Here is a 23,580-nt window from a genome sequence, read left to right on the forward strand (position 1 = left end):
AGATCGGGGGTTGACTCCATCGGGTTTCCGGGGCGTAATGGAAACACGTTCCCGCAGCGCCGACCGGCGCGGTCGGCCACACATGCAGCGGGCAGGCACCCCACAGCGGGGTGCCTGCCGTTGTTCGTACCAACGCTGTAAGGGGCGTGCAGAGATGGGAGGCACCCACATGAAGGACCGTTCGTCGGCGAGTTGAGCCGCCGCACCACCTGAGCGCTCCTGTGGCGCTGCCGGTGGTGAGTCTTGATCCTCTGTGGCTCGGCTAGGCCGTCTGCCCTGTGTCCGTGCGTGTTGACCACAGCCCGCTGTGCGGGTTGTGGCGACGCCTGCTGGCCTGCTGCCTGCCCCTGCGCGGGTCTGGCGTGCTCGTTGACTTGACCATAGTGATGTCTGTCGTTCCCTGTACCTGCGAGGGATCCGCCCGGCCGGGCGTCACCCGGCTGGGTCGCGCCTGCCCGGGAACTGACCGGAAGCCGGGCAGGCGCGGCCCGGGATGGACCCCTAACCACCTGAAAGCACACCCTTCAACCACTTCTTTCGGGAGCAGAACGTGACCTCACACAACAACTACACGGAGGCGGCTGCCGCTGCGGTCCGCCTCCAGACGACAACGCCGAACGCGGCCGTACACGCCCCGCCTGTACCCAGGTGGTGGGCCGTTGGCGACTGACCGGCGAACCGCCCGCTCACTTGCCCGTCCGGCCTCGGGGCGGGAGCGGTGGGAGGACCGCGTCCAGGTGGCGATCATGTTGTTAATCGGCGGGGCGGCCGGCGCGGCGTCGTTCACGCACGTGCACGATGTCGCCGCCGGACACGGGCAGCCGGGCTGGCTGGCCTGGGCCGACGCCGTCGTCCTGGAGTTGATGTCGATCGCTGCCGGTCTGGAGCTGCGCCGCAAGCGACGCCTGGGCAAGAGCGTCGTCTTCCCCGCGGCGGTGCTAGTGGTGGCGGTGTCGCTGTCGCTGGCCGCGCAGGTCGTGGAGGCGGAAGCCTCGGTGATCGGCTGGATCGCCGCCGCCCTGCCGGCGCTGGGCTTCCTGGCGATGGTGAAGATCGCACTCGGCCGCGCCGAAGCCCATCCGCCCAACCAGACCGCTCACGCCGAACGGACGAAGCCCGGACCGCCGCCCGCCGTCGACGCGTCGGTCCCGGACACCACAGCACCGGTCCCCGCCGCCGCCACCGCGGTCCCGGACTCGCCGACGGCGGTCCCCGCCGTCACGGACCAACCTCCGGCGGTCCCGGACCGCCCGGACCACGAGGCGTCGACCGACGAGGGCGGTCCGGAGGTCGCCGCGCTGGTCCCGGCCGCCCGGACCGCCGCCCACACCCTCACCACCGAAGGGACACCGCTGTCCCGCAAGGCCCTCGCCCACCAGCTACGCGCGGACGGGCACCAGCTGTCCAACGCCACCGCCTCCGCGCTCGTGCGCGTCCTGCGCGCCGAGACCACACCGCCCGAACGGGATCTGTCACCGCGGGAGGCCGCGTGACAGAGCTTCGACCCACGGCTTGTGTCAGGTCGAGCCGCCGCTGTCAGACCCGCATCCACGTCTGCCAGGAGACTCGGCAGCTGACACCACCTGACCAGACCTGTCAGTGCGTTCCCACTCGCCGCAGCGGGCGGACACGCACCACAAACCCACCTACATCCTCGACCTCGGAGCAGCAACGATGACGACCCCAACCGACGACCTCCGCCGGTATCGCCGGCCGGACTCACACCAGCTTGCACGAACCCGTCGCCCGGCAGCCGTTGTGCCCGGCGGTTCAGCAGTCAGTGCCGACCTCCGTTCTACCGTCCGTCTTGATACAGACCCCCAACCCGACCCCTCACGGCCGCTCACAGCCCAGGTCAGCGCCGCTGTCCGCAGCCTGGGACCGCTCCAGACAGACCCTCCAGTCTCGGGTCTCCCCCCAGGGGCTGCCCGTGGGTAAACACCTACCGGCAGCGGATCCGCTGCTTCGCCTGCAGGCCAGCATCACCGCCCGCGATGACCGGCTCCTCGGTTGGCTCTACGACCACGGCGTGCTCACCACCGACCAGATCGCCGCCGCCCTGTTCCCATCCCTGGACTTCACCCAACGCCGGCTGCGCCGCCTCACCGCCCTGCGGGCGGTCGACCGGTTCCGACCCAACAAGGCCGACGGCGGCTCTCACCCCTACCACTACGTCCTGGACCAGCTCGGCTACGACCACGTCCACGCCCAACGCGGACTCCCACGAGGCCGCCGCGACCAGGCCCGCCGCCGCAAACAGTCATTGACGTCCCGGCCGGACCTGCCGCACCTGCTCGGTGCCAACCAGGTCTTCATCGACCTCGCCGCCCACGCCCGCACCCACCCCGACACCGAGCTGGTCCGCTGGCAGCCCGCGTCGGCCTACCACGAACCCGGCTCCCTGTACCGCTCCGGCGGCGATCCGCAGATCATCATCGCCGGAGCGACCGGCTTCCCCCGTCCGGACGGCGCCGGGGTGTGGACCGAGGACAGACGGTCCGTGCCGTTCTTCCTCGAGTACGACACCAGCGGCGAAAACCTGCGGGTCCTCATCGACAAGGTCATCAAGTACGAGCGGCTGTACATGATGAGCACCTGGGCATGGCCGGTGCTGTTCCATCTCCCCTCGGCCCGCCGTGAGGCGAACCTGCATCACCGCCTCGCCGCCGTCTCCGACCCGACAACGGTCATCGCCACCACCAGCGCCGAGCTACGCACCGCCCTCGCCGCCAGCCCCGCCCGCCAGATCTGGCAGGTGCCCGGCCGCGCGGGCCGGCACCGCCTCATCGACCTGCCCTACACCGACACCCACCACGACGACGAATACCCCGCCCACGAGCAGCCCCCCGCCAAATGAGCGGGCCGTCTCATGAGGTCAGGCGGGACAGGCGGCGCGTACGGCCGCCCTGAACGCCCCACACACCGCCGGACCTACCCACACCCGCCAACCCCGCCGGGGCGGGAGACGTTCTTTGCGTGTGGGCGCGCACCGAGGGCGACGAGAGCGGACCGCCCGCGTCGGACGAGACCCGTCAGAGTCTGTCAGCAGCGCAGTTCGGCGACAGACCCACGCCCGTCCGAGTACCCACACCCGACGGCACGCCGCTGTGAGTCGCTATGAGTGGCGAACGCCTTCACTTCCGTGGCCACCGGAGGTACCGTCCGCGGCCCTCCACCCGCTGTTCGCCGCAGCCGAAGCCACCCGACCGGCGACCGCGTCGAACCGCCGCGCGCCTCCGGCTGACGAGTTCCGGCAATCGATCTTCTGTGCTGCCTGCCAACCGAGAGAGGAGATGCCATGGCCCCACACCTCACCCTCACGCCACGAGCCGTCCTGGGAGGGACATGGCCACACGCCGTGACCAGCGATCACGCGCGAACACACCACACCCGTCGCCGCCGACCGCGCCCACGCGGACAACCGGCGGCGAGGCCCCGACCGCACCCCCCGACACCGAGTGCTCCGTCCTGCCGGGGACGCTGTCGATGGCCCGCTACCTGACCGACCCCGCCACTGAGACCGAGATCCAAGCCCTGGCCGCCGAAGCCGGCCTCCCCACCGTCGACCAAGCCGCCACGCTCGCTCGCCTGCTCCGCCTGCACAAGCCCGCACCGCCACGCGCCGCGTGACCTGCGCCTGCTCCTCATTGGAGCGGGCGCGGCCCGCTTCATCCGTACGCTAACGATCGGGTGCGTACTGCATCGCTACGGCGTTCGCTGCTGCACTGCCCACCGTCTGTCGCCCTCTTCCGATGGTGGGATACGGCGATGTTCCGCGATCTCCTACGTCTGGGGCAAGGAGGCACCCCGGGTTCGGCACCTGGGCGGCCCCTGTCGCTAGCCGTTGATCTGGCGCTCGTATACGGCGCGGTGCTTTCCTGGCCCCTTGTAGTCGTGGATTACGGCCACGCCAGCCTCGGTCGTGTCACCGGCAACGTTGCTGAAGCCCAGAGCGAGCCACGTTCTGTGGGCGGCGTAGTTGTCGGGTTCGGAGGTGAGGAAGAGGCGGCGGCATCCCCAAACAAAGCCCTGCCGGTGGATTTCGTCTACGAGCGCCCGAGTGATCCCCTCACGGCGGTGGCCGGGGTGCGTCATCACGTCTTGAAGGTAGATCTCCGAGGGGTCGACCTGGCTTCGAAAGGCGATCACGCTTCCGGCGACATGTCCGTCGATGATGGCGAGTGGGCAGGTGTCGGCGAACAGCGTGGCGTACAGCCAGTAGTCCGATGAGCCCCGCAGCCTGATGTACGGCTCTCCCAACCCCAGGAGCTTTTCGAGGTCGGGAATCCGGTCAACCGTGAGCGGGGTAATGATCACTGGTGGTGTCCTTCGGTGAGTTCGATTGAGGCGGCGAGGTCCCGCGCGGCGACGGCAGGGTCCAGGGAGTCGGTAACTCCGCGACCGACGACGAGGATGTCCCAGGAGCGTCGTCGGCTGGCTTCGACGTCGGCGGGTTCGAAGCCGCCGGAGACCGCGACCGGCAGCTTCGTCCAAGACCTGATGAGCTGCGCCTGGTCGAGGGGGTGAAAGCCGGCCACGCCCAAGTCGATGTTCGTGGTGATGGCGAAGCCGTCGACTCCCGCGCGTTCCATGTCCTGGACCCAGCCCTGGACCAGTCGGCCCTCGGGCACGTCGATCATGATGGGGATGCCCAAGCGCCTGCTCGCTTCGGCTGCCGCGGACACGCTGGCGATGCTGGCGGGTCCGATGAGCAGTACGACGTCGGCTCCGGCCTCGGCGGCGAGGACCACCTGGTCGCGTCCCCAGTCGGCGGACATCATCTCGGCCACGACCCACGCATCGGGAGTTCGCTGCTTGACCGCGCTGATGGCCTGGACGCCGACGCTCTTGATGAGCGGGTCGCCGATCTCGATGAATTGCACACCCGCGCTGGCTGCGGCTTGGGCGACGGCGATCGAGTGGTCGACGTCGCGGACGTCGAGTGCAACCTGAAGTGCCCGTCTGTCTCGGAGGCGCCGGAAGGCTTCTTTACTGATGCCTCCGGCTGCGCTTGTGGCGGTGCCACGGTGGTCAAGCAGGTTGGCTTCGGCGCGTACGAGCCAGTCGGCCGAGGCGAGGCCCTGGCAGATCAGCGCCGACTGGACGTTCGTGGGCAGCCGCAGAGCACCGGTACGGATCTCTCGGAGCAGGCCGAACAGGGCACTGCGGGAGGAGTCCTCGTCCTGCAGGGGTTTTCTTCCGCACTTCAGCAGGAGTCGCTGGGCGGCGACTCGCACGTTTCGAGGGCCGTTGCGCCATGCGTCCTGGCTCCGGATGACAAGGTCGGCGGCCGAGTCTTCGTCCCCAACTCTGAGGGACAGTCCTCGGAGGAGACGTTCGCGGACATGCCAGTTGCGGTCGTCGAGGAGCGTGGCCAGGAGGTGTTCCAGACCAGGTGCGGTCGACTGGCCCGCGGTTTCGGCGGCGGCGGCGCGGACTTTGTAGTCGCGGTCCGCCGTCAACGCCTCCATGATCGAGACCACCGTCTGCTGGGGGATCGCGTGGCCCGCGCGGATCCCCTCGGCGAGAGCGGCGCGGGCTCGCCAGTCGGGATGGGCCAGGAGAGTCTTCAGCTCCTGGGAAGTGCCGTCGTCGGCGGTGAGGAAGACGTAGAAGTGTCGGGCGAGGAACACCGCGTCCTCTACGGTGTCGAGCTGCGCAAGGCGGACGAAGTCGTGAACGGCCGCGAGGGGCAGCTGCGTCTCGACGCACGCCACGATGTCAGACCAGACTGCCGGGCCGAAGCGGCGCAGCACCCGCAGCATCCATCGCGGGTACTCCGCACCCAGTGCCGTCGCGGCTGCGTTGGTGTGCAGGAGGGCTCTGGCCAGCGGTAGGCCATTGTCGTGCAGGCACCGGGAGGCGCACACGCGCAGCACCTCGGCGGTGGTGAACGCCGGGCTCTCACCGGTGAGTTCGAGCATCAGGGGCAGCGTTTCGGTGATGCTGATCGACGGTGACTGGGCGACGGCGGCCAGCAGCTCCGGCGACGTCGCGTCCAAGCCCTGCAACAGGAATTCCAGGACGCCCCGTAGGTCGCCCGATGCGCTCGTGCGAGCAGCGAGGTCGTTGAGCAACTCGATGGTGACGGTCGAGCGTCCGTGTGCCTCGATGACCTGGGCGAGCCACCGGGCGAAGAGAAACTCACGGATGACGTCGTGATGGAACGTCAGACCCCCGGACCGGCCGGACCGCACGAGTCTCGTGATCGGAGACGCGGTGAGTTCACCGACATCGCCCGGTGGGTTGGCTTCGATCGCAGGAAGCAGCGGGTGCGGCCACGCCGCAGCGAGCTGCCTGCGGGCGAGTGCTGTCAGGTCCGCCGTCGCGCGGTCGACGTCCAGGCTCGCCGCCTTCAAGATCGAGGCGACGCAGAATTCCACAAGCCGGTAGGCGTTGGGTTGCCCGAGCGGCTCGGTCGACTTGGCCGCTCGGATGAGGCTCATGTACAGCGGCAGGCGGGCCAGGTTGCGAATCTTCGGAGGCAGGGCATCGAACGGCGGTTCATCGACATGCCGCTGCGCGTTCCACACCTCTCGGGCGGTGGGGGCGTCCCAGCGGTCCAGCCGCAGCGAGGGCTCGGCAGTCTGCGCCTGGCCCTGACCGGGCATGACCGCTGCCGACAGGACGGGGTAGGGCGCCAGCTCGATCTCCGGCGGTGTGCGCAGTACGAGCAGAAATCTCAGGTTGCCCGAGAGCACCTGCCGCAGCGTGGCATCGAGCTGACGGCAGACCTTGTCCACCACGGCGTGCGACTGGGGGCTGTCGATGACGACGAGCAGCGGCCGGGACAGGTCCCGGCTCTCCACTTCCAGAGTCAGCAGGGAATCCTCGCCGGCCGGTTGGGATCCGTAGCGGAGGATCTCGCGCGCCAGGTCGGTGTCCTCGGTCCACGAGTCCGCGGTCAGCAACTGAACATCCACACCGGGCGCCCGCGACGCCAGGTGGCGGGTGAAGCTGGTCTTGCCGCAGCCAGGGGGGCCGCTGATCAGATAGACGCGCGCGGTCGAGGCGAGGAAGTCCGCCACCAGGCGCTGAATGTCGGCCGGGGGCGTGTACGCGAGATCCTCGGGTTGTTGGCCACCGAGCGCGGCGAGGACGGCGGCCGTCCGTTCTTGGGAACGGGCACCGAGATCTTGCCTGGTGGGCCGGCTGCCGCCGGCAGGCACGGTTGAGGCGCTCGGCTCCGCAGTCGCCGACGCCTTGAGGGTCTGGGCGAACCGCTGCTTGACCTCGGTTGGTGACCGTGCCAGATCGACATCGAGCATCTGCTGGGTCTCGTAGCGCATGCGGGTGGCGGACCCGCGCTTCTCCCAGTTGGAGATGGCCGCCGGATTGACCCCCAGGTGCTCGGCGAAGCCGCGCACGCTCATCCGTAGAGCCAGCCGTAATGCTTTCGCCTCGCGGCCGGTCCACCGTCGTACCGTATCCACGGGCTATCCCCCAGGCCGTGCACTCAGCGTCCTCGTCGCAGTCGGCAGCGTAGTAGACGACGGCGTGCGTAGACGAGCTGAAACTAGGACAACACTAGAACGTCCACGCGTCGTCACGCAGCAGGCCGGACCCGCAGGCTGGTCGCACAGACAACCACGGCGCTGGATCGGGTGATCGGGAGTTTCGCCAAGTCTCTACCGCCGTGGACAGCCCTCGCGTTTTGCGAGCAGTGGTGTTGGTGGAGGTGCCCCGTGGCCATTGACGTACGAAGCGGCATGGTGCACGACCCCGTTCGCCGTGCCGGATCCAACCCTAGCGGTGGACGGCCAGCGCAGCCGGAACCGCCTGTCTCGAAGGTCTTCACCCTTGAGGGGCTGCTGCTGTGCCGCGGTTGCGGCACGTCGTTGCAGCCCGTGCGGATGCTCGGTCAGCGTGCCTACCGAGGGCCCTGCGGCTGTCGGCTGACCCTGTGGATGCCGAGGCCATCGAACAGTTCGTCCTGAAGTCGGTGGTGGCGCCAGCGCCGGGGTTGGTGGCGGACGCGGCACCTGAGGAACTCGGCAGCATCTTCCGCCGCTTGTTCGTCGCCGTACGGGTTGGTGGCTGCGCCCAGGACTTCTCCATCGTCTGGCGCCTCTAGCAGCTGATCCAGCAGTTCCTGGCTGTGCGTCTGCCGGCTGAGCCGGTGACGTCGCTTGGCCAGCCCTCACGGCCGTGAGGGCGCCGACATCGATGACCAACAGGGAGGAAATCCATGTACACGAGGCAGACAGCGCCGCCACCGGAGATCGGGGTGGCGCAGGTGTCGCCGGACTCGTCGCGGTTCGGGTACCGACCAGAGCTGCGCCGCTCACTCGGCTTCGCTGACCTGCTCTTCTACGGGTTGGTGTTCATGGTGCCGATCGCGCCGATGGGCATCTTCGGATCCGTCTACGCGGGTGCCGGGGGGATGGTCGCGCTGGCCTACGTCGTCGGCATGGTGGCGCTGGTGTTCACCGCCGCCTCGTACGCCCAGATGGTCAAGGCGTTCCCGCTGGCAGGCAGCGTCTACAACTACGCGGGGCGAGGGATCGGCGCACCCGTCGGCTTCCTCGCGGGCTGGGCCATCCTGCTGGACTACGTGCTGGTGCCGAGCCTGCTCTACCTGATCGCGGCGGTGGCGATGCACTCCACCGTACCGGTGGTCCCCGTCTGGGCTTGGCTGGTCGGCTTCGTGCTGCTCAACACGCTGGTCAACTACCGGGGAATCCGGATGACCGCCCTGATCACCCGCGTGCTGCTCATCGGCGAGGTCATCGTGCTGGTGGTCTTCCTTGCCGCAGCCGGTCGTGCTCTCGCGCAGGGCAAAGGACAGGGCCTTTCGTGGACGCCGCTCTACAACCCTGACACCTTCACCTGGGCGCTGGTGTTCGGCGCGGTATCGATCGCCGTGCTCAGCTTCCTCGGCTTCGACGGCATCTCCATGCTCGCCGAGGAGAACAAGGGCGGCGCGGGACAGATCGGCCGGGCCATGGCCGCCGCGCTGGGCGTAGCCGGACTGCTGTTCATCACCCAGACCTGGATGGCCGCGTTGCTGGTGCCCGACCCGGGCGGCCTCCTGGCGAACGGCGACCCGGACGGGACGGCGTTCTACGACGCGGCGCGGCTCGCCGGTGGACCCTGGCTCGCCACCCTGTGCGCGGTCGCCACCGCCGTCGCCTGGGGCGTGGCGAACTCCCTCGTCGCGCAGGTCGCCACCTCGCGGCTGCTGTACGCCATGGCCCGCGACCGGCAACTGCCGAAGTTCCTGGCCACGGTCTCGGTGCGCCACAGCGTGCCCACCCACGCCATCACCCTCACCGCGCTGGTGTCACTGGCGATCGGCCTCTACATGAACTGGCGCGCCGACGGCATCACGCTGCTGTCCAGCCTGATCAACTTCGGCGCGATGACCGCGTTCCTCGTCCTGCACCTCGCCGTCGTCTGGCACTACCTGGTCCGCCGCCGCAGCCGCAACTACATCGCCCACCTGATCCTTCCGGGCCTCGGGTTCACGATCCTCGCCTACGTCGTGGTCAACGCCAACGTGGCCGCCCAACGCCTCGGCTTCGTCTGGCTCACCCTCGGCCTGCTGACCCTGGCCGGTCTGTACGCCGCCGGCCGCCGTCCCAAGCTGTCCGGCCTCTCGAGCGGACGGGGGTCGGTATGACCAGCACGGTCACCTACCCGCCGAGCGAGAACGAGCTGCGTTACACCTTCGGCGCCCACCCGGCGGTCGCCGAGATCAAGCCCGGCGGCCTGCTGGTCACCAGCACCGAGGACTGCTTCGGCGGCGCTGTCCGCACCGTCGACGACCTGCCCTCGAAGGTGTGCCAGGCGTTCAACCCCGTCACCGGCCCCTTCTACGTGGCCGGCGCGGAACCTGGCGACACCCTCGCCTTGCACTTCGCGACCATCACCCCCGCCCGCGACTGGGGCATGTCCGCCACCTTCCCGCACTTCGGAGCGCTGACCGGCACCCACACCACGGCGATGCTGCACCCGCCGATCGAGGAGCGGGTGTGGCGTTACACCATCGATGCCGCCGCCGACACCGTCACCTACCGCGCCCGCCGCTCCGACCACGTGGTCCTCATGCCCCTGGAGCCGATGCTCGGCACCGTGGGAGTCGCTCCGGCCAATGGGGAAGCACGCTCCACGATCGTGCCCGACGCTCACGGCGGCAACCTGGACACCCCGGAGATCCGCCCAGGAGTCACCGTCTACCTCGGCGTCAACGTCCCCGGTGCGTTGTTCGCCATCGGCGACGGCCACGCCCGCCAAGGCCAGGGCGAGGTGTGCGGCGTGGCGGTGGAGACGGCCATGAACGTCACCATCGCCGTCGACCTGATCAAAGGCGTGTCCACACCATGGCCGCGCATCGAGACCGACCACCGGGTCATCTCGATCGGCGCCGCCCGGCCCTTGGAGGACGCGTACCGGATCAGCCAGCACGACCTGGTCACCTGGACGGCGCAACTGACCGGGCTGGAGTTGCTCGACGCCTACCAGCTCGTCTCCCAGGCCGGCCGCGCCGCACCCGGCAACGTCTGCGATCCGCTCTACACCATGCACGCCGCCCTCACCAAAGCCGTCCTGGCGGGCGCGAGCCCTTACGGCGGGGTGCACCAGCGGCTGCGCCACATCGCCGAGCCGACCCGGTGACCCGCCATGAGCCACGCCGCCTTCGACACACCACCGGTCCGCCTCCCGCTGCGCGTCGAGCTGTTCGTGCTGACCCACAACGACAGCGGCGCTCCGCTGGCTCACCTGCCATCCCTGTCGCTCGCGCTGGCCGGGGCTATCCTCACCAGCCTGGTTGCGCCGATCGAGCGGGTCCGCGTCGTCGGCGACGCTGCCATCGCCGTGCACCGGCAACCCACCGGCGACCCGGTCGCCGACTGGGCGCTGACATTCCTGGCCCGCCACCACCGTTCGCTGTCCGTCCGTGAGGCCGTGCGGCTGCTCGGCGAGCACGCCTACGACAAGGTCACTGCGGGACTCATCGCCGGCGGCCTTGTCGAACAGGTCACCAGACGCCGCATGCTCGGCCGGGTCACCGCGTACCCGCCGACAGACCCTGCGGTCATTCACCGCGTCCGTGGGCGGCTGCGATACGGCGTCCTCGGTTACGACGACCCCGACCTGCAGACCGACGCTCTCGCCGGTCTACTACGGGCCCTGCGACTCGAATCCGAGCTGTACCTCGACGGCTTCGACACCGACCTACGCGACCGGCTCCGCCAGATGCTAACCCGCGCCGGACACCACACACCCGCCACCGAAAAGATCATCTGCGCCGTCGAAGACCTCATCGGCGAGACCGCCGTATCGGTGTACCGATGAGCACCCACGACACCGCCACAAGCAGCGGGCAGCCACCACCACCGAGGGCGATCACGAGCGCCCCAGTCGGCACCAGGGGAACGACCATGGGAACTGAGGCGATGAGCTGGGCGCCCGCCGAGCTTGATCTGAGCCGCCCGAACGCCGCGCGGATGTACGACTACTTCCTCGGCGGCAGCCACAACTTCGCAGCCGACCGTCAAGCAGCCGACGCGGTCCTCGCCGTCGCACCCCACGTCGCTGACGCTGCCCGCGCCAACCGAGCGTTCCTGCGCCGCTCCGTCCGATACGCGCTGCAGCAGGGCATACGCCAGTTCATCGACCTCGGCTCAGGCATACCGACCGTCGGCAACGTCCACGACATCGCCCACTCCGTCAACGCCGACGCGCGGGTCCTCTACGTCGACGTCGAGCCGGTGGCCGTGGCGCATGCCAGGGCCCTGCTGGGCGTCGACCCGCGAGTCGATGTCATCCAAGCCGACATCTGCTTCCCGGACTTCATTCTCGACAACCCCGCCACCCAGCGGCTGATCGACCTTGCCCGCCCGGTGGCCATCCTGTTCGTCTCGGTCCTGCACTTCATCCCCGGCGACGTCAACGCCATCGTGGAACCCTTCCGCGCCGCGGCGAGTCCCGGCAGCGCCCTCGTCATCTCCCACGCGACCTCCGGCACGGCCACCAGCCAGACCGAGGAGGTCCAGCGGCTGTACCAGCGCACCCCCACTCCACTGCAACTCCGCCACCTCGCCGATGTCCAGGCGCTGTTCGGTGACTTCGCCATGGTCGCGCCCCAACCTGGCGCAGCGTCGCGCCCAGGCGGCGCCGTACTCGTCCCGGTGTCTCACTGGCGCCCCGACCCCGGGGACCACCTCCCGGCGGAAGGGTCGTCGGCGAGCCCCTTCCTCGCCGGAGTTGGCATGAAAGGACCCGCTGTCATGACGGAACAGCCAAGGTCAGAACCGGCCGGGCAAAGGGCATCCCGGCCATCGGGCAGGCGCTGATGTTCATCGGACTCGCCGGGCCGACGGGTGCCGGCAAGACGACCCTCGCACAGCGACTCGCCGAGCGTCTCGGAGCGCGTCTGATGCGCGACCCGTTCGTCAACAACCCCGCTCTACCGAAGCTCTACGCCTCCGGGAAGACCTGCCCAGTGGCCCTGGCTCTCCAGGTCGAGTTCACCTTCCTGGCGCTGCGCGTCGCGCAACTTCGCGAGATCCACGACCTGCTCGCGCACGGCACCCCCGTCGTGGCGGACTGGTCCATGGCGCAGCAGGTCATCTTCGCCCACACCACCCTGCCGCCCGAGGACGCCAGTCGGGTGAGGAAGACCTGCGCCACCTGGAGCGACGCCGCCGCACGACCCGACCTTCTCATCGCCCTGACCGCACCGGCGTCGGTCCTGGCACGCCGGATCGCGCAACGCGGCAGACCCATGGAATCCGCGCTGTCCACCGCCTACCTCGAACACCTCACCCGAGCCTTCGACACACCGCTCGGTGACTACGCCAGCCGAATCATCCGACTCGACACCAGCGAATTCGACGCCTTCAACGACGAAGACGTCGACGCGCTCCTTGCCCGCCTACCAGCCCTGGAGAGGTCATGACCGAAACCGACGTCGCACAACCCCGCACGGCCCACGCGCCTCCCTGCAGCAGGATCATGATCACCGGTCCGGGCCAGGTGGAGATCGTCCGTGAGCACCTGCCCGCACTCGGCCTCGACGACGTCTACGCCGAATCGGTCGTTTCCGGCATCAGCCACGGCACCGAGATGGCTTGGGTAGCCGGAGACGCCGCCGCGCTGCACCGGTCGTGGGACCCGCAGCGACGCATCTTCCTCGACGGTGCCGGCAGGGACTTTCCGGTAGCGCCCGGCTACGAGACCATCGCGCGGGTCACCGCCGTCGGTGAGGCCGCTGTCGGCAAAGTCAACATCGGCGACCTCGTCACTCTCGACCGCCCGCACGGCACCGCGCACATCATCCCCGCAGACGCCGCCGCATCGAGCCGGTTACCGACTGGCATCGACGCCGAACGCGCGGTCTTCTTCATCCTGGCGCGCGTCGCCCTCGGCGGCGTCCACGACGCCGAGGTACGCCTCGGCGACACCGTCGTCGTGGTCGGGCTCGGCACCGTCGGCCTTCTCGCCGGCCAGCTCGCGCGGCTCGCCGGAGCCGCCAAGGTCATCGGGGTGGACCGTTACCCGCTGCGTCTGGACACCGCCGACTCCCTCGGCATCACACCCGTACACGCCGCTACCGCTGACGATGTCGCCGTACAGGTCCGCAAGCTCTGCGGCCCCCAGGGCGCGGACGTCGCCATCGAAGCCTCCGGCTCCTACCGCGGCCTGCACGAGGCGATCCGCTGCGTCCGGGTGGGCGGCCGGGTCGCGACGGTCGCCTCCTACCATGGCGACCAGGACGGCCTACGGCTCGGCGAGGAGTACCACCGCAACCGCATCACCCTGGTCTCCTCCATGACCGTCAACGGCTGTCCACAGCGCGCCTACCCCGCCTGGGACCTGCCCCGACTCAGCGCCTCAGCCCGAGACCTGGTCATCAGTGGGCACGTTCATGTCGACAGCCTGGTGACCCACCGCTTTCCCTTCAGCGAGGCGGCCAAGGCGTACCGCCTGATCGCCCAGCGTCCCGAGGAGACCATCAAGGTGGTGCTCACCTATGGCAAGTAGCGGCCACGACGTCCTCAACCCCGTTGACGACCGGTACACCCCTGCGCCCTGCGGTGAACTCGACGAAATCCGGGCCACGCTCGACGACGGCCGTCTCTCCGGCGGCGCCCCCGTACTCGCCATCTACGAACAGGCGCTCGCCAAGCGCTTCGGCGCCCGCCGCGCCATCGCCGTCAATTCGGGAACCTCCGCGCTGCACGCCGCGCTCATCGCCCTCGGCGCCCGCCCCGGCACCGAGGTCCTCGTTCCGGCCACCGCGCCTCTGCCGACCGCCATGCCGGTACTCACCTGCGGGGCCACACCCGTCCCCGTCGATACCCTGCCCGAATCCCTCGCCCTCGACCCCGCCGACATCCAGCGCAAGCTCACCGGACGCACCCGCGCCGCCATCACGCTGCCGCTCTGGGGCTACCCCAACGACGAGCGAGCCAGCACAGACATCCTCGCCCAGGCGGGAGTGCCGGTCATCGAGGACGCATGCCAAGCCCACGGCACCCGAGTCGGCAACCAGTTCGCCGGCACCCACGGCGCAGTCGGCTGCTTCTCCACCCACGACCGCAAGCTCCTATCCACCGGGGAGGGGGGCTTCATCCTCACCGACGACGAGGAACTCGGCGAGTGCATCGACTGGTACACCCACCTCGGCCACCTGCGCGGCACCACCCACGGCGTCAACTACAAGCTCGCCGGCCCCCTGGCCGCCATCGGCCTGCGCCGTCTCAAGCTCCTCGACGGTCAACTCGACCGACGCCGCCGCAACGCCCAACGCATCCTCGCCGCGCTGCCTCCCGGCGGCCTGCTGCGGGAACTGCCGTACGGCGTCCAGGACAAGCCGAACTACTACAACCTCGTCCTCACCATCAAGGACCGCATCCCCCAAGTCGCCGCCGCGTTCGAAGCCGCCGGACTCCCACCCGACTCGATCCGGTGGCGCTACCGGCCGCTGTACCACCAGCCCATCTTCCAGCCCTACGCCAACCAGTGCCCCAACGCCGAACACCTCGCCACGACCACCGTGCAGCTCCCCGTTCACCCCGGAATGACGGACGCGACCGTAGCGTGGATGGCCGACCGCGTAGCCCAGATCGCCCAGGGAGAAACCCGAGCATGATCCGCCATTTCACCAGCTCAGCCATCGTCTTCAACGACGAGGGCCACGTCCTGCTCGTGCACCACAACAAGATCGACCTGTGGCTGTACCCCGGCGGACACGTCGACCCCAACGAAGACCCCGCCGAAGCGGCACTCCGCGAAGTCCACGAGGAGACCGGGATCATTGCCGACATCCTCGGTCCGCAGCCGTTCCGGCACCCCGCCGTACGAAGCATTCCGAGCCCGTTCGCCATCATCGAGATGGACATCGAAGACCGCAAGGTCGGACCGCATCGACACATTGACTTCGTCTACGTCTGCCAGGCAGCCGGCGGCGACCTGGTGGCGCAGGTCGAAGAGGTTGGCGGCGCACGGTGGGTACCCGTGGAGAACATCGCGGCTCTGCGCACGCCCGCCGAACTCCCCGCGCTCGTCTCTGAAGCCGCCCGGCTGATTCCCCAGCCAGCTTGAGGAACCCCAAGGGGCAATGAAGCGGAGGACGCCGCAGGATACCGGGCGTCCTCCGCAGTCTCGCCCGGCGCGGCGCACAGATTCATGCGGGCCCATCCCAGGCACCAAGCCGCCGCCGGTAAGGGTTGAGGGTGTCGGGGGCTGCCCGGTCAGGGCGGTGGCTAACGGGAGCCGTTCGATGAGGCGGGGTCGCCGAGCAGGTCAAGGTCAGATCCCAGCCCGCCCGAAGATGTCGGAATTGATAGACTTTGATGTCGGTGGGAGCCGTCATACTGGGGCCGTGAACTCCGAGTACGGACGGGTGGAGGTCGTAGGCAGCGGCGTGACGGGTAGCCTCACCCGAGCCGCGGCCTATATCCGCCAGTTGTCCCAGAACGCGTCCAATGTTGACGATCTCCTCACTCGTCTCGGGGAGGCGATCGCGTCCGCTCGCCTTGCGCTTGAGAAGTGCCTGCATGGGTACGACTCGTTCGACACGCTCGCGTTCCTTCGTTTCGCGGTGGGGCCGTGGGACTTCAGCGAAATGCGCGAAAGCCAGAGCCAGGTCGAAAACTCTCAAGCAGCTCAGGACGTCATCGCACTCACGCTCCTAGGCATGGGGTTGCCCCGGCAGCCGCTCACTGGGGAGAACTCGGGGCAGCCCAACCCCGGGAAGGCACTAGGTCTGGCGGCCGACATCGTGAGGGCCGCCCAGACGCGCGCCGTCTTGCAGGGTCAGCGTGTAGATCAGCCGCTCGGCGCTCTCGCGGGCGAGTTCATGGGGTACGAGCTCTCGGTCCGCGGACGGCAGTACGAGTCGATCGCGAAGGAACTGAACACCGGGCTCTTGGGTGACCCAACCGTTGCCACCGTCATGGCGAACACCCTCGGGTTCACCCTCGACGACATCCGGGCCGTACGCGAGGCGTCGGTGGCCCTGCTAAACGAGCGGTTCTTCGGGGCGCGCGACCGCGTCGGGGACGCCGTTCAGTCCGGTGCCGGCATCGAGGACATCGACGCCGACGCGTTCGGGCGCGACATGAATCTCATGATGAACGAGTGCCGGCTGTTCGGGGCTGTGTCGGCCGTCGAGGCCGCAGGCCGTGCCGGAGTCGAGGAGTCGACGGCGAAGGCAGTCCTGGAGTATTTCAGCACCTCCCGGCCAGCGGATAGTGAGGCTAACCCGGTCATCAGGTTCGCGCAGGGGGAGCGTGTGGTGCCGTGGGGGTGCATCGCGGACGACGGCGAGTACCTCATCCTCAACGGGTTTCTGGGTGAAGACGAACTGCGCCGCAACATCGAGCGTGGGCTCGCCGCGGCCGCCGCCGGAAAGCGCGGAAGTGCAGGCAAGGCGTGGTCGAAGTACGACGGGCGGCGGGCCGCGTACTCCGAGTCGAAGGCGGCTGCCGCGCTGAGCAAGCTGCTTGCCGGAGTCGAGCCCCGCTGGGAGGGGCAGAAGTACATCGGCCCGGTCTCCACTGACCACACGGCAAGCCTGGGCAAAGACGCCGACCGGACGGGCGTCCAGACCCGGGAGTTCGAGTCGGACTTGCTGTTCGTCGTCGACGGTGTCGCCTTGTGCGTCGAGGTGAAGGCGGGGTCCGTCACAGAGAAGGCCCGCGGCGGCAACGCCAAGCGGTTGGCCTCAGACTTGCAGAAGACCCTCAAGGAGGGCAACGAGCAGGCGGACCGGTTGACCAACCTGATCCGCACCAACCAGGGGGTGTGGAGCGTCGACGGTGAGTGGATTGACCTGGCGTCGGTCAGGGAGGTCCACTCGATTATTGTGATGCTCGACGATATGGGCCCGCTGTCGCTGTCGATGAACGAGCTCGCGCACAAGGGCATCATCGACACCGACGAGGTGCCGTGGATCGTGAGCATGCACGACCTGATCGTCATAAGCCGCACGATCGACCACTCCGCTCAGTTCCTCGAGTACCTGCGGCGTCGCCGCGGCCGGAAGCTCGCAACAATGGTGAACGGCGTCGACGAACTCGACATGTTCATGTGGTTCCTCACCGGAGGTATGTACTTCGAGCCCGACCCGCGGGACGTCGCGGCCCAACTCCCAATCGACAGGCCCATCAAGGCGTCCGACATGCGCCGCTACGAGGAGCAGTCCCGCGTACGGCTCGGCACTCTTACTGACCCGCTGGATGCGTGGTTCTACAGCCGCGAAGGCCTCTCACACGCTCATGCTCCCAAGCCGATCCGACAGGAGGAGCCGTGGGTCGAGCAGTACCTGGCGGCGAGCGAGTCGGCCAAATCACCCGGATGGCTTCGGTTCGGCGCCGACCTGGTCGGTCTGAGCGACAGCGCGCAACGCGACATCGGGAAGAAACTGAAGGAGCAGTGCCACCAGGCGCGTGGCGGCCACATCGAGCGCAGCCTGACCACTCACGGCACCACCAGTGCCGGGCCCTGGCTGCTTACTGCAGCGGCCGTGCCTGAAGGGGCAAGCATCGACCACCTCCCCGAGTACATAGACGCGAAGCAGTACCAGACCCGGTCGAGCCGGTCAATGCTGCTGCTGTACGAGACCGACGGGTCGCTGAGTGGGTCTCGCTACCGCAGTGAGCCCCAACCTCGGACTGCCGACCGAGACGCCGCGATCAAGGTCACCCCGCTGCGAAGCCTCGCGGCCACCTTCAACAAGGTTCCTCCGAGTGCACGACGCACCACCAGGCAGTTGCGCGGCAAGCGGGGAAAGAAGAACCGCCGGCGCCGCTGAACATGTTGCACATAGGTCAACCAGCGCGGTGACATTACCCTGTCATGCGACCGCTCTTGGTTCATCCGGACCTGCCGCGGATAGAGCGCGCGAAGCAGCCGATGAGAGCACGTCATCTGACGGTAAATCTGCCCAGCCGATGCCCCAAGTGCTTGACCAACGCCTACGCATGGCCGTTGACCGCATTGCGGCGATTAGGTGCTGTACGCAGCGAGACCTGAATTCCCGGCGACCACGAGAGCATCGATCAAGGCCTGCCATTGTGCGAGTGTGTCGTGCTCCTCGGCTGTTGCACGGACCGCGGTCAACCATTCGTTAGACGACGTCGATCGGTTGATCGTGACTCGGCCATCTTGAATGCACAGGCCGGCAACCCAGGCGAGCCCCCGGGTGGCTTGCTCTGCGGCCGGCAGCTTACGGACGAGCCGGATGAGCGCATCGAGACAACGCGCTTCTCCCATACCGACCGGCAGCCACCGATTCACCAGGTCCGTCAGCGAAGGGGGAGCGACCCAGTCGATGGGTGGGCCAGACAATTCGTTGTACAGCCCCTGCGTCCACGACAGCGGGTAGGGCAGCAGAGCGGCGGCAGCCCAGGCTCCCCAGGTCCGCTCACGGTAGACGTTAGGCTGGCCCTCGGCGTATGTGAGGGCATGGACCAGCAGGCCCGGCCATATCTCTTTCGCCGCCCTGGCCAGAGCGGCGTTCTCGGCGCCGGCCGCCGCGAATCCATGGAGCGCGTGCATCAACAGCCAGGCGTCGTGGCGCAGAACGTCGAGGTGATCGATGATCGGGCTCGGATTGGCGTCGGCCGCATAGGACTGCAGGAGGGCGCGTGCCGCGACGAGCGCGTGCGTCCCCCGATGGTCGACATTCCAGCCTTTCTCCTTATGCCGAACCATGGCGCGCCGCTGGACGGCTAGCAGACCGGCGAGAAGCTGCTGGGCGTCGTTGGTGACGCAGTGGCTGGTCGTTGCCGCGACACCCAGGGCGCGGATCGCAGGGTCGAGGACGGGGATGTCGATCGATTCGCCGTCGAGTTCCTTCAGGCGCGCGGTAACATCGCCCTCGATCGTCACCCGAGCGCAACACTGGGTGTCGACATTCCAGGGCCCGATCTCGGCACGCCGTGCTGTTTCAAGGACCCACGCGAGCGCAGTCGTGTGAATGCACTCACCGTCGGTACAGGGTGATGCCCACACTATGTCGCAGCCGCGGGCGAGAAAGAGACGGGTTTCGAGCGGCGCTTTACCGGCCAGGGCCAGCCCGACCTTGGTTACGTCGGCGACTGCCACGTTCGCCTCGGTCAGCGCGGGCGCGAGTGCCGGCGTGAGTAGGGCGGGGAGTGCGCGGGCGGCGGACCGGTCGGCGCCGAGGTCGAAGTACTGGCCTTCGTCGCGTAGGTCTGCGGAGTCGAGGAATGTGGCGGCAACTGCCATCACTACCCCGACGGCGAACGCGCCCTTGTCGCCGAGGGCTTCAGGTTCCCCGTTGGCGGCGTGCTCGATGGCTGTTCGCACGACCTGCGCGACGGCGTCGTGCGGGCGCATGTGGTGTTGGGGGGCTTCGAGTAGGGCTTGCGCAGCGGTCAGGTCGTCTGCGATCTCTGCGGCGGTGGGTGGCTCGTAGCCGTCACCGGACCTGGCTGACGCCCAGTAGCGGTTTTGGAGGCGCAGTACTACGTGGTTCTGTTCTTGTTGGGCGATGATGTCGGCCTGGGCCGCGATGACTTCGGGCGGTGGAACGACCTCGAGGTATAGCTGATCGCCGTCCCGGGTTAGCCGGTACCGGGTTTCGTCGAAGTTGGCCGCCCAGTGCATGGTCTCATCTGGTCTGAAACCTTGCCGGCTGCCGTTGGCGACGAGCTGTTCACCGATGCCACCCAGTTCCGCGCGGCGTGCCTCATGGGCATGGGTCATGAGCCAGACGGCCACTTGCTGCGGGGTCCAGCGGCGGCGCTCCGGGTGTGCGAGGTCGTCGGAGGGGGACGCCCGGAACCCGACATGTTCGTTGATTGTCCGGCTGAATTCAAGCAACCAGATGGAGGGCTCGGCGAGGAATCGGTCGAGTTGGTTGTCCGCCTTTTCGATGTTGCGGGCGAACAGCCCGTACAGCATTCCCGGAACCGCGAGGTTCTCGCAGCCGTCGAGGAGACGCTGGATGATGACGTCTGGGCCGGCTCCCGAGTCGAGTAGTTGCTCGGCGAGGCGTTCCATGGCTTGCAGCGCGCTCATGCAGGGGTACGGGCCGCTGGATGTTCCTCGATACCACGCCCATACCTGTCCATCGCCGACGTACCGGCGGGGCTGGCCGGTCAGGTTCAGTGTGACACCCAAGGACTCATCGTCCGTCTCTGCGGTGGTGTCCAGCTCCTCCCCGGGCGCAGACATGCCGCGACCGCGGTTCAGTTGTGAGGTGATTTTCACGCGGACTCGGGCGGCGTGGTTCAGCACGTTGTTCAGCACTCGGATGGAAGTGGTCAGTGATGCGTTCCTGAGCAACTGCAGAAACCCTCCGAACCAGTACGCGGCGAATGGCGGAGGGAAGTCCTTCCAGCGCCCTTGATGATCGCGGATACCTTCGCCGTGGTCGCCCCACCGGTCGTCGGTGTCCTCGTCGATGTAGTAGGCCTCCATAAGCCTGGCGAGCAGCTCGGGGTCATGCCGGGCAATGCTCAGCGCGCTGACGGGTGCGTCGACCGCTGGAGCAAGGTAAGCGGGTGCATCTTCGGCCAGCGTCTGCAGGCAGGCTTCGACGTCGCTGTTTATGTCGGGCCCGAGCAGTGCCAACGTCTCGACAAACTCGTCGTCGGTGACCCGGTAGTCCAGGTTCTTCCGCTGTCGCCGGGGCCTTGCCCGGGTTGTCCAGCCCAGTACGTCGTCGTCGGTCGATTCTTCCGGCGGGAACCGCTCCCAGAAGGTCAACAATCGTATACGGAGCGCTTCGCGAAGAGCGTGGCCCGCCGGCTCACCTACGACGATGAGGGCTTGGAGCCAGCTCGTGAGGACCTCGAACGCCTGCGTGGAGATGTTCCAGGGCTCATCGTGGTCGATTAGAAGTCGTGCGACCGGTGCCCCGATTGACGGATCGATGGCCCCGTTGAAGGTGAACCGCTGCGTGATCACACGCAGCACGTCAGCCAGCTCGAGATTAGCGGGTGCGGTGCCGGTTGCGGTCTTGAGGCACTCATACGCGGCCGAGGTTTCCAGGACCGCCTCGATCGGAACATCCGCCCACCGGGAGCCATGTGCGCGGGCGAGATCCTTGAAGCCCGAGATCAGGGACTCGAAGGTCTGCTCGGGCTGGCGTGCGGGGTCGACCAGGTGACCCTTACACGCGAGGGCGACGGCAGACAGCGCCCATCGCGGCACCCCGGCGGCGTTGAGCGTGCCGACAATCTGTTCGGAGCGAACGAGGCAGATGGCGGTCGCGTAGCGGCGTACTTCGTCGTGTGCGAACTGTGGCTGCCGGCGGTAGACGTTGTGGGGTGCCAGGAGGTGGTCGGCGCGTAGAGCATCGACCGCTGAGGATTCGAAGATGCTCGGGCCGACCATCCTGTCGGGACCAGCGAGTGTGGCTGCTGCGAGCGTGAGCAAGACTTCTTCCCGTGCCTGTGGTGACCCGTGGCCGGGGCGTCCGTCGCCGCGGACAACCTTGCTCCAAATGACCTGGAGGCAGTCCCATTCGCTCATTGGCCCATCGAGGGCGACGCCGGTTCGCGCGAGCAGGTCGAGCACGACCAGGCGCCTGAGCAAGGAGGCGCCGGGCAGGTTTCGCAGCAGTCCGCGTAGCAAGGGGAACCGTTGCGCAACTTTGGCGAGGTCGGTGTCGTCCAGGGGTGCGACGTGGAAGGTCTGAGCGGAACCTTGCCGTGCGATGGTCAACTGCTCGCGGACGAACTCTGCAGCAGGGTCGGCGGCGACTGCGACGATTCCCATTCCGGCCGTCGAGGCGGCGGTGACCAGATGGTGCAGCAGCCCGGCAGATCGTTCGTTCGCTGCGTCGGCGGCGTCGATGACGAGGACCCTGCGTGGCGCCGAGAGTTCGGCTATCACCTGGCCGAGCGGTGTACCGAGCAGGTGTTGGAGTTCGACGCTGGTGTTCGGCAGCTCGCGGAAGTTGACGACGACTGCTTCGAAGCCGCCGGGCTCGGCAGTCTCGAGTTCGGCGACGGTGGACAGGACCAGGGCACTCTTGCCGGTTCCCGAGGAACCGGTGACGACCAGCGCGCCGTGGTCGGAGGCGACGCGCCGCAGTTCGGCGGCAAGATTCGCGCGTCTTTCGGCGAACGGCAGCGCAAGTTCCGTCGCGCCATCGGTGCCGGCGCCGAGGCTGCCGCGTACGGCGCCGAACGCCATGATGCGATACTGGTGCAGGATGTTCCAGGCCTGCTTGGTGCGGGTGGCTGGGGCGTCGATGAGCAGGTGGGTGTCGGATCGCAGCAGGTTGAGGTCGACCACGGCCCCGAGAACGTCGTAATCGCCAGCTTTTACCTCGAGACGGTCACGCAGGCTGACGCCGTCGGCATCGTCGGCGGCAATGCCGTCCAAGGAGCTGGCCACAGCGGTCCAGTCGGACTCATCTGGGCTTTGTACCTTGAAACCGAGGATGTGCAGCCGGGTGAGGAGAGCCCAGGTCCGCTCTCTCACCTCGGTGTCATCGGGCTCCTTCCCGAGGGGCATCGCGACCATCCGACGCAGGTGGAGGTAGCGGGCGCGTGTGGGTTGCGACCAACGGCCATCTGTCTCCAGGGCGGTGTGGAAGGTGTGGGCGTCGCCGTTCGCCCGGGCGAGGTCGCACAGCTTGGCAACCTGTTCCCATTCGGGCTTCCACCCGGCGACCGCGACGGCGACGCGTCCGTCGGGGTGGGCGGCCACCTCGTCGAGCAGCGACCCGACCAGTTTGACGGTCTCTTCGTGACTGGGGACGAAGTTGGGCGTCGCCCGGCAAGCGACGGCGAGTTCGATGTCGTGATCGCCCGCAACGACGAGCAGGTCGTCGGCCGGATGTGCGGGCCCGGTCTGAAACGCGAGCGACCGGACTGGGAGCTCGCCCGTTTCTCTCCGGCGGCTGCCGGTGAGCATGCTCGCGAGGTAGGTGGCGGCCACGCGGCGGGCGAAGGAAACCCCTCCTCCGCCGGTGGAGTACGTGTTGACGCCAGTCCGCGTCGACGCCTCTGCGTCCGCGGGACCCTCATTCGAGCTACTCATCACATCTCCAGCGTTGCGCTGCCGCGGCCGGTCACCGGACCGCGTCGCACCACTCTAGGGCTGCTGACCGACCGCACCGGTGACGCTCAGCCGGGTCGGCGACGC

General features: G+C 68.1%; 16 protein-coding genes. 13 read left to right on the top strand and 3 right to left on the bottom strand.

Going from position 1 to position 23,580, the window contains the following annotated elements; genetic code table 11:
• The first annotated feature begins 659 nt into the window (after positions 1 to 659).
• The 3 genes from GA0070604_RS05110 to GA0070604_RS05120 all read left to right on the top strand — a co-directional run bounded on the left by GA0070604_RS05110 (position 660) and on the right by GA0070604_RS05120 (position 3,630).
• On the top strand, positions 660 to 1,493 hold the full coding sequence (locus GA0070604_RS05110) for a DUF2637 domain-containing protein (RefSeq protein ID WP_091114976.1): 834 nt from the start codon (positions 660 to 662) through the stop codon (positions 1,491 to 1,493).
• A gap of 437 nt (positions 1,494 to 1,930) precedes the next feature.
• A complete protein-coding gene (locus GA0070604_RS05115; RefSeq protein ID WP_091114979.1) occupies positions 1,931 to 2,857 on the top strand; it encodes a replication-relaxation family protein in 927 nt (308 codons plus the stop codon).
• 488 nt (positions 2,858 to 3,345) lie between these two features.
• Positions 3,346 to 3,630 (top strand): hypothetical protein, encoded by a 285-nt coding sequence (locus GA0070604_RS05120; RefSeq protein WP_018800494.1) that lies wholly within the window; start codon positions 3,346 to 3,348, stop codon positions 3,628 to 3,630.
• 207 nt (positions 3,631 to 3,837) lie between these two features.
• On the opposite strand, the gene GA0070604_RS05125 is transcribed toward GA0070604_RS05120, so the two are convergent.
• Positions 3,838 to 4,317 carry a GNAT family N-acetyltransferase gene (locus tag GA0070604_RS05125; protein ID WP_018800493.1) on the bottom strand — a complete coding sequence of 160 codons (480 nt, stop codon included), beginning with the start codon at positions 4,315 to 4,317 and terminating at the stop codon, positions 3,838 to 3,840.
• On the bottom strand, positions 4,314 to 7,373 hold the full coding sequence (locus tag GA0070604_RS05130) for an orotidine 5'-phosphate decarboxylase / HUMPS family protein (RefSeq protein WP_244162157.1): 3,060 nt from the start codon (positions 7,371 to 7,373) through the stop codon (positions 4,314 to 4,316). The genes GA0070604_RS05125 and GA0070604_RS05130 overlap by 4 nt, the downstream gene beginning before the upstream one ends.
• 530 nt (positions 7,374 to 7,903) lie before the next feature.
• On the opposite strand from GA0070604_RS05130, the gene GA0070604_RS33320 reads away from it, so the two are divergent.
• From GA0070604_RS33320 to GA0070604_RS05180, 10 genes are all read left to right on the top strand, one after another.
• A complete protein-coding gene (locus tag GA0070604_RS33320; protein WP_244161759.1) occupies positions 7,904 to 8,074 on the top strand; it encodes a hypothetical protein in 171 nt (56 codons plus the stop codon).
• Between the two features lie 114 nt (positions 8,075 to 8,188).
• Positions 8,189 to 9,622 carry an APC family permease gene (locus GA0070604_RS05140; protein ID WP_208601974.1) on the top strand — a complete coding sequence of 478 codons (1,434 nt, stop codon included), beginning with the start codon at positions 8,189 to 8,191 and terminating at the stop codon, positions 9,620 to 9,622.
• Positions 9,619 to 10,617, top strand: coding sequence for an acetamidase/formamidase family protein (locus tag GA0070604_RS05145; protein WP_091114986.1), 999 nt, complete (start codon positions 9,619 to 9,621; stop codon positions 10,615 to 10,617). The genes GA0070604_RS05140 and GA0070604_RS05145 overlap by 4 nt, the downstream gene beginning before the upstream one ends.
• A gap of 6 nt (positions 10,618 to 10,623) precedes the next feature.
• A complete protein-coding gene (locus GA0070604_RS05150; RefSeq protein WP_020217615.1) occupies positions 10,624 to 11,298 on the top strand; it encodes a GOLPH3/VPS74 family protein in 675 nt (224 codons plus the stop codon).
• Between the two features lie 86 nt (positions 11,299 to 11,384).
• Positions 11,385 to 12,299, top strand: a complete 915-nt coding sequence (locus GA0070604_RS05155) for an SAM-dependent methyltransferase (protein ID WP_244161760.1) — start codon at positions 11,385 to 11,387, stop codon at positions 12,297 to 12,299.
• On the top strand, positions 12,299 to 12,904 hold the full coding sequence (locus GA0070604_RS05160) for a deoxynucleoside kinase (RefSeq protein WP_091114992.1): 606 nt from the start codon (positions 12,299 to 12,301) through the stop codon (positions 12,902 to 12,904). Before GA0070604_RS05155 ends, GA0070604_RS05160 begins: the two co-directional genes overlap by 1 nt.
• A 56-nt stretch (positions 12,905 to 12,960) precedes the next feature.
• Positions 12,961 to 13,989 carry a zinc-dependent alcohol dehydrogenase gene (locus tag GA0070604_RS05165; RefSeq protein ID WP_018800485.1) on the top strand — a complete coding sequence of 343 codons (1,029 nt, stop codon included), beginning with the start codon at positions 12,961 to 12,963 and terminating at the stop codon, positions 13,987 to 13,989.
• Positions 13,979 to 15,100 carry a DegT/DnrJ/EryC1/StrS family aminotransferase gene (locus GA0070604_RS05170; protein WP_018800484.1) on the top strand — a complete coding sequence of 374 codons (1,122 nt, stop codon included), beginning with the start codon at positions 13,979 to 13,981 and terminating at the stop codon, positions 15,098 to 15,100. The genes GA0070604_RS05165 and GA0070604_RS05170 overlap by 11 nt, the downstream gene beginning before the upstream one ends.
• A complete protein-coding gene (locus GA0070604_RS05175; protein ID WP_018800483.1) occupies positions 15,097 to 15,552 on the top strand; it encodes an NUDIX hydrolase in 456 nt (151 codons plus the stop codon). Before GA0070604_RS05170 ends, GA0070604_RS05175 begins: the two co-directional genes overlap by 4 nt.
• A 280-nt stretch (positions 15,553 to 15,832) precedes the next feature.
• A complete protein-coding gene (locus GA0070604_RS05180) occupies positions 15,833 to 18,265 on the top strand; it encodes a hypothetical protein (RefSeq protein ID WP_244161761.1) in 2,433 nt (810 codons plus the stop codon).
• 194 nt (positions 18,266 to 18,459) lie between these two features.
• Here the strand turns inward: GA0070604_RS05180 and GA0070604_RS05185 are convergent, their stop codons facing one another.
• Positions 18,460 to 23,475 carry an ATP-binding protein gene (locus GA0070604_RS05185; protein ID WP_244161762.1) on the bottom strand — a complete coding sequence of 1,672 codons (5,016 nt, stop codon included), beginning with the start codon at positions 23,473 to 23,475 and terminating at the stop codon, positions 18,460 to 18,462.
• Between the last annotated feature and the right edge of the window lie 105 nt (positions 23,476 to 23,580).

This window comes from Micromonospora eburnea, from assembly GCF_900090225.1.
Lineage (GTDB): Bacteria > Actinomycetota > Actinomycetes > Mycobacteriales > Micromonosporaceae > Micromonospora > Micromonospora eburnea.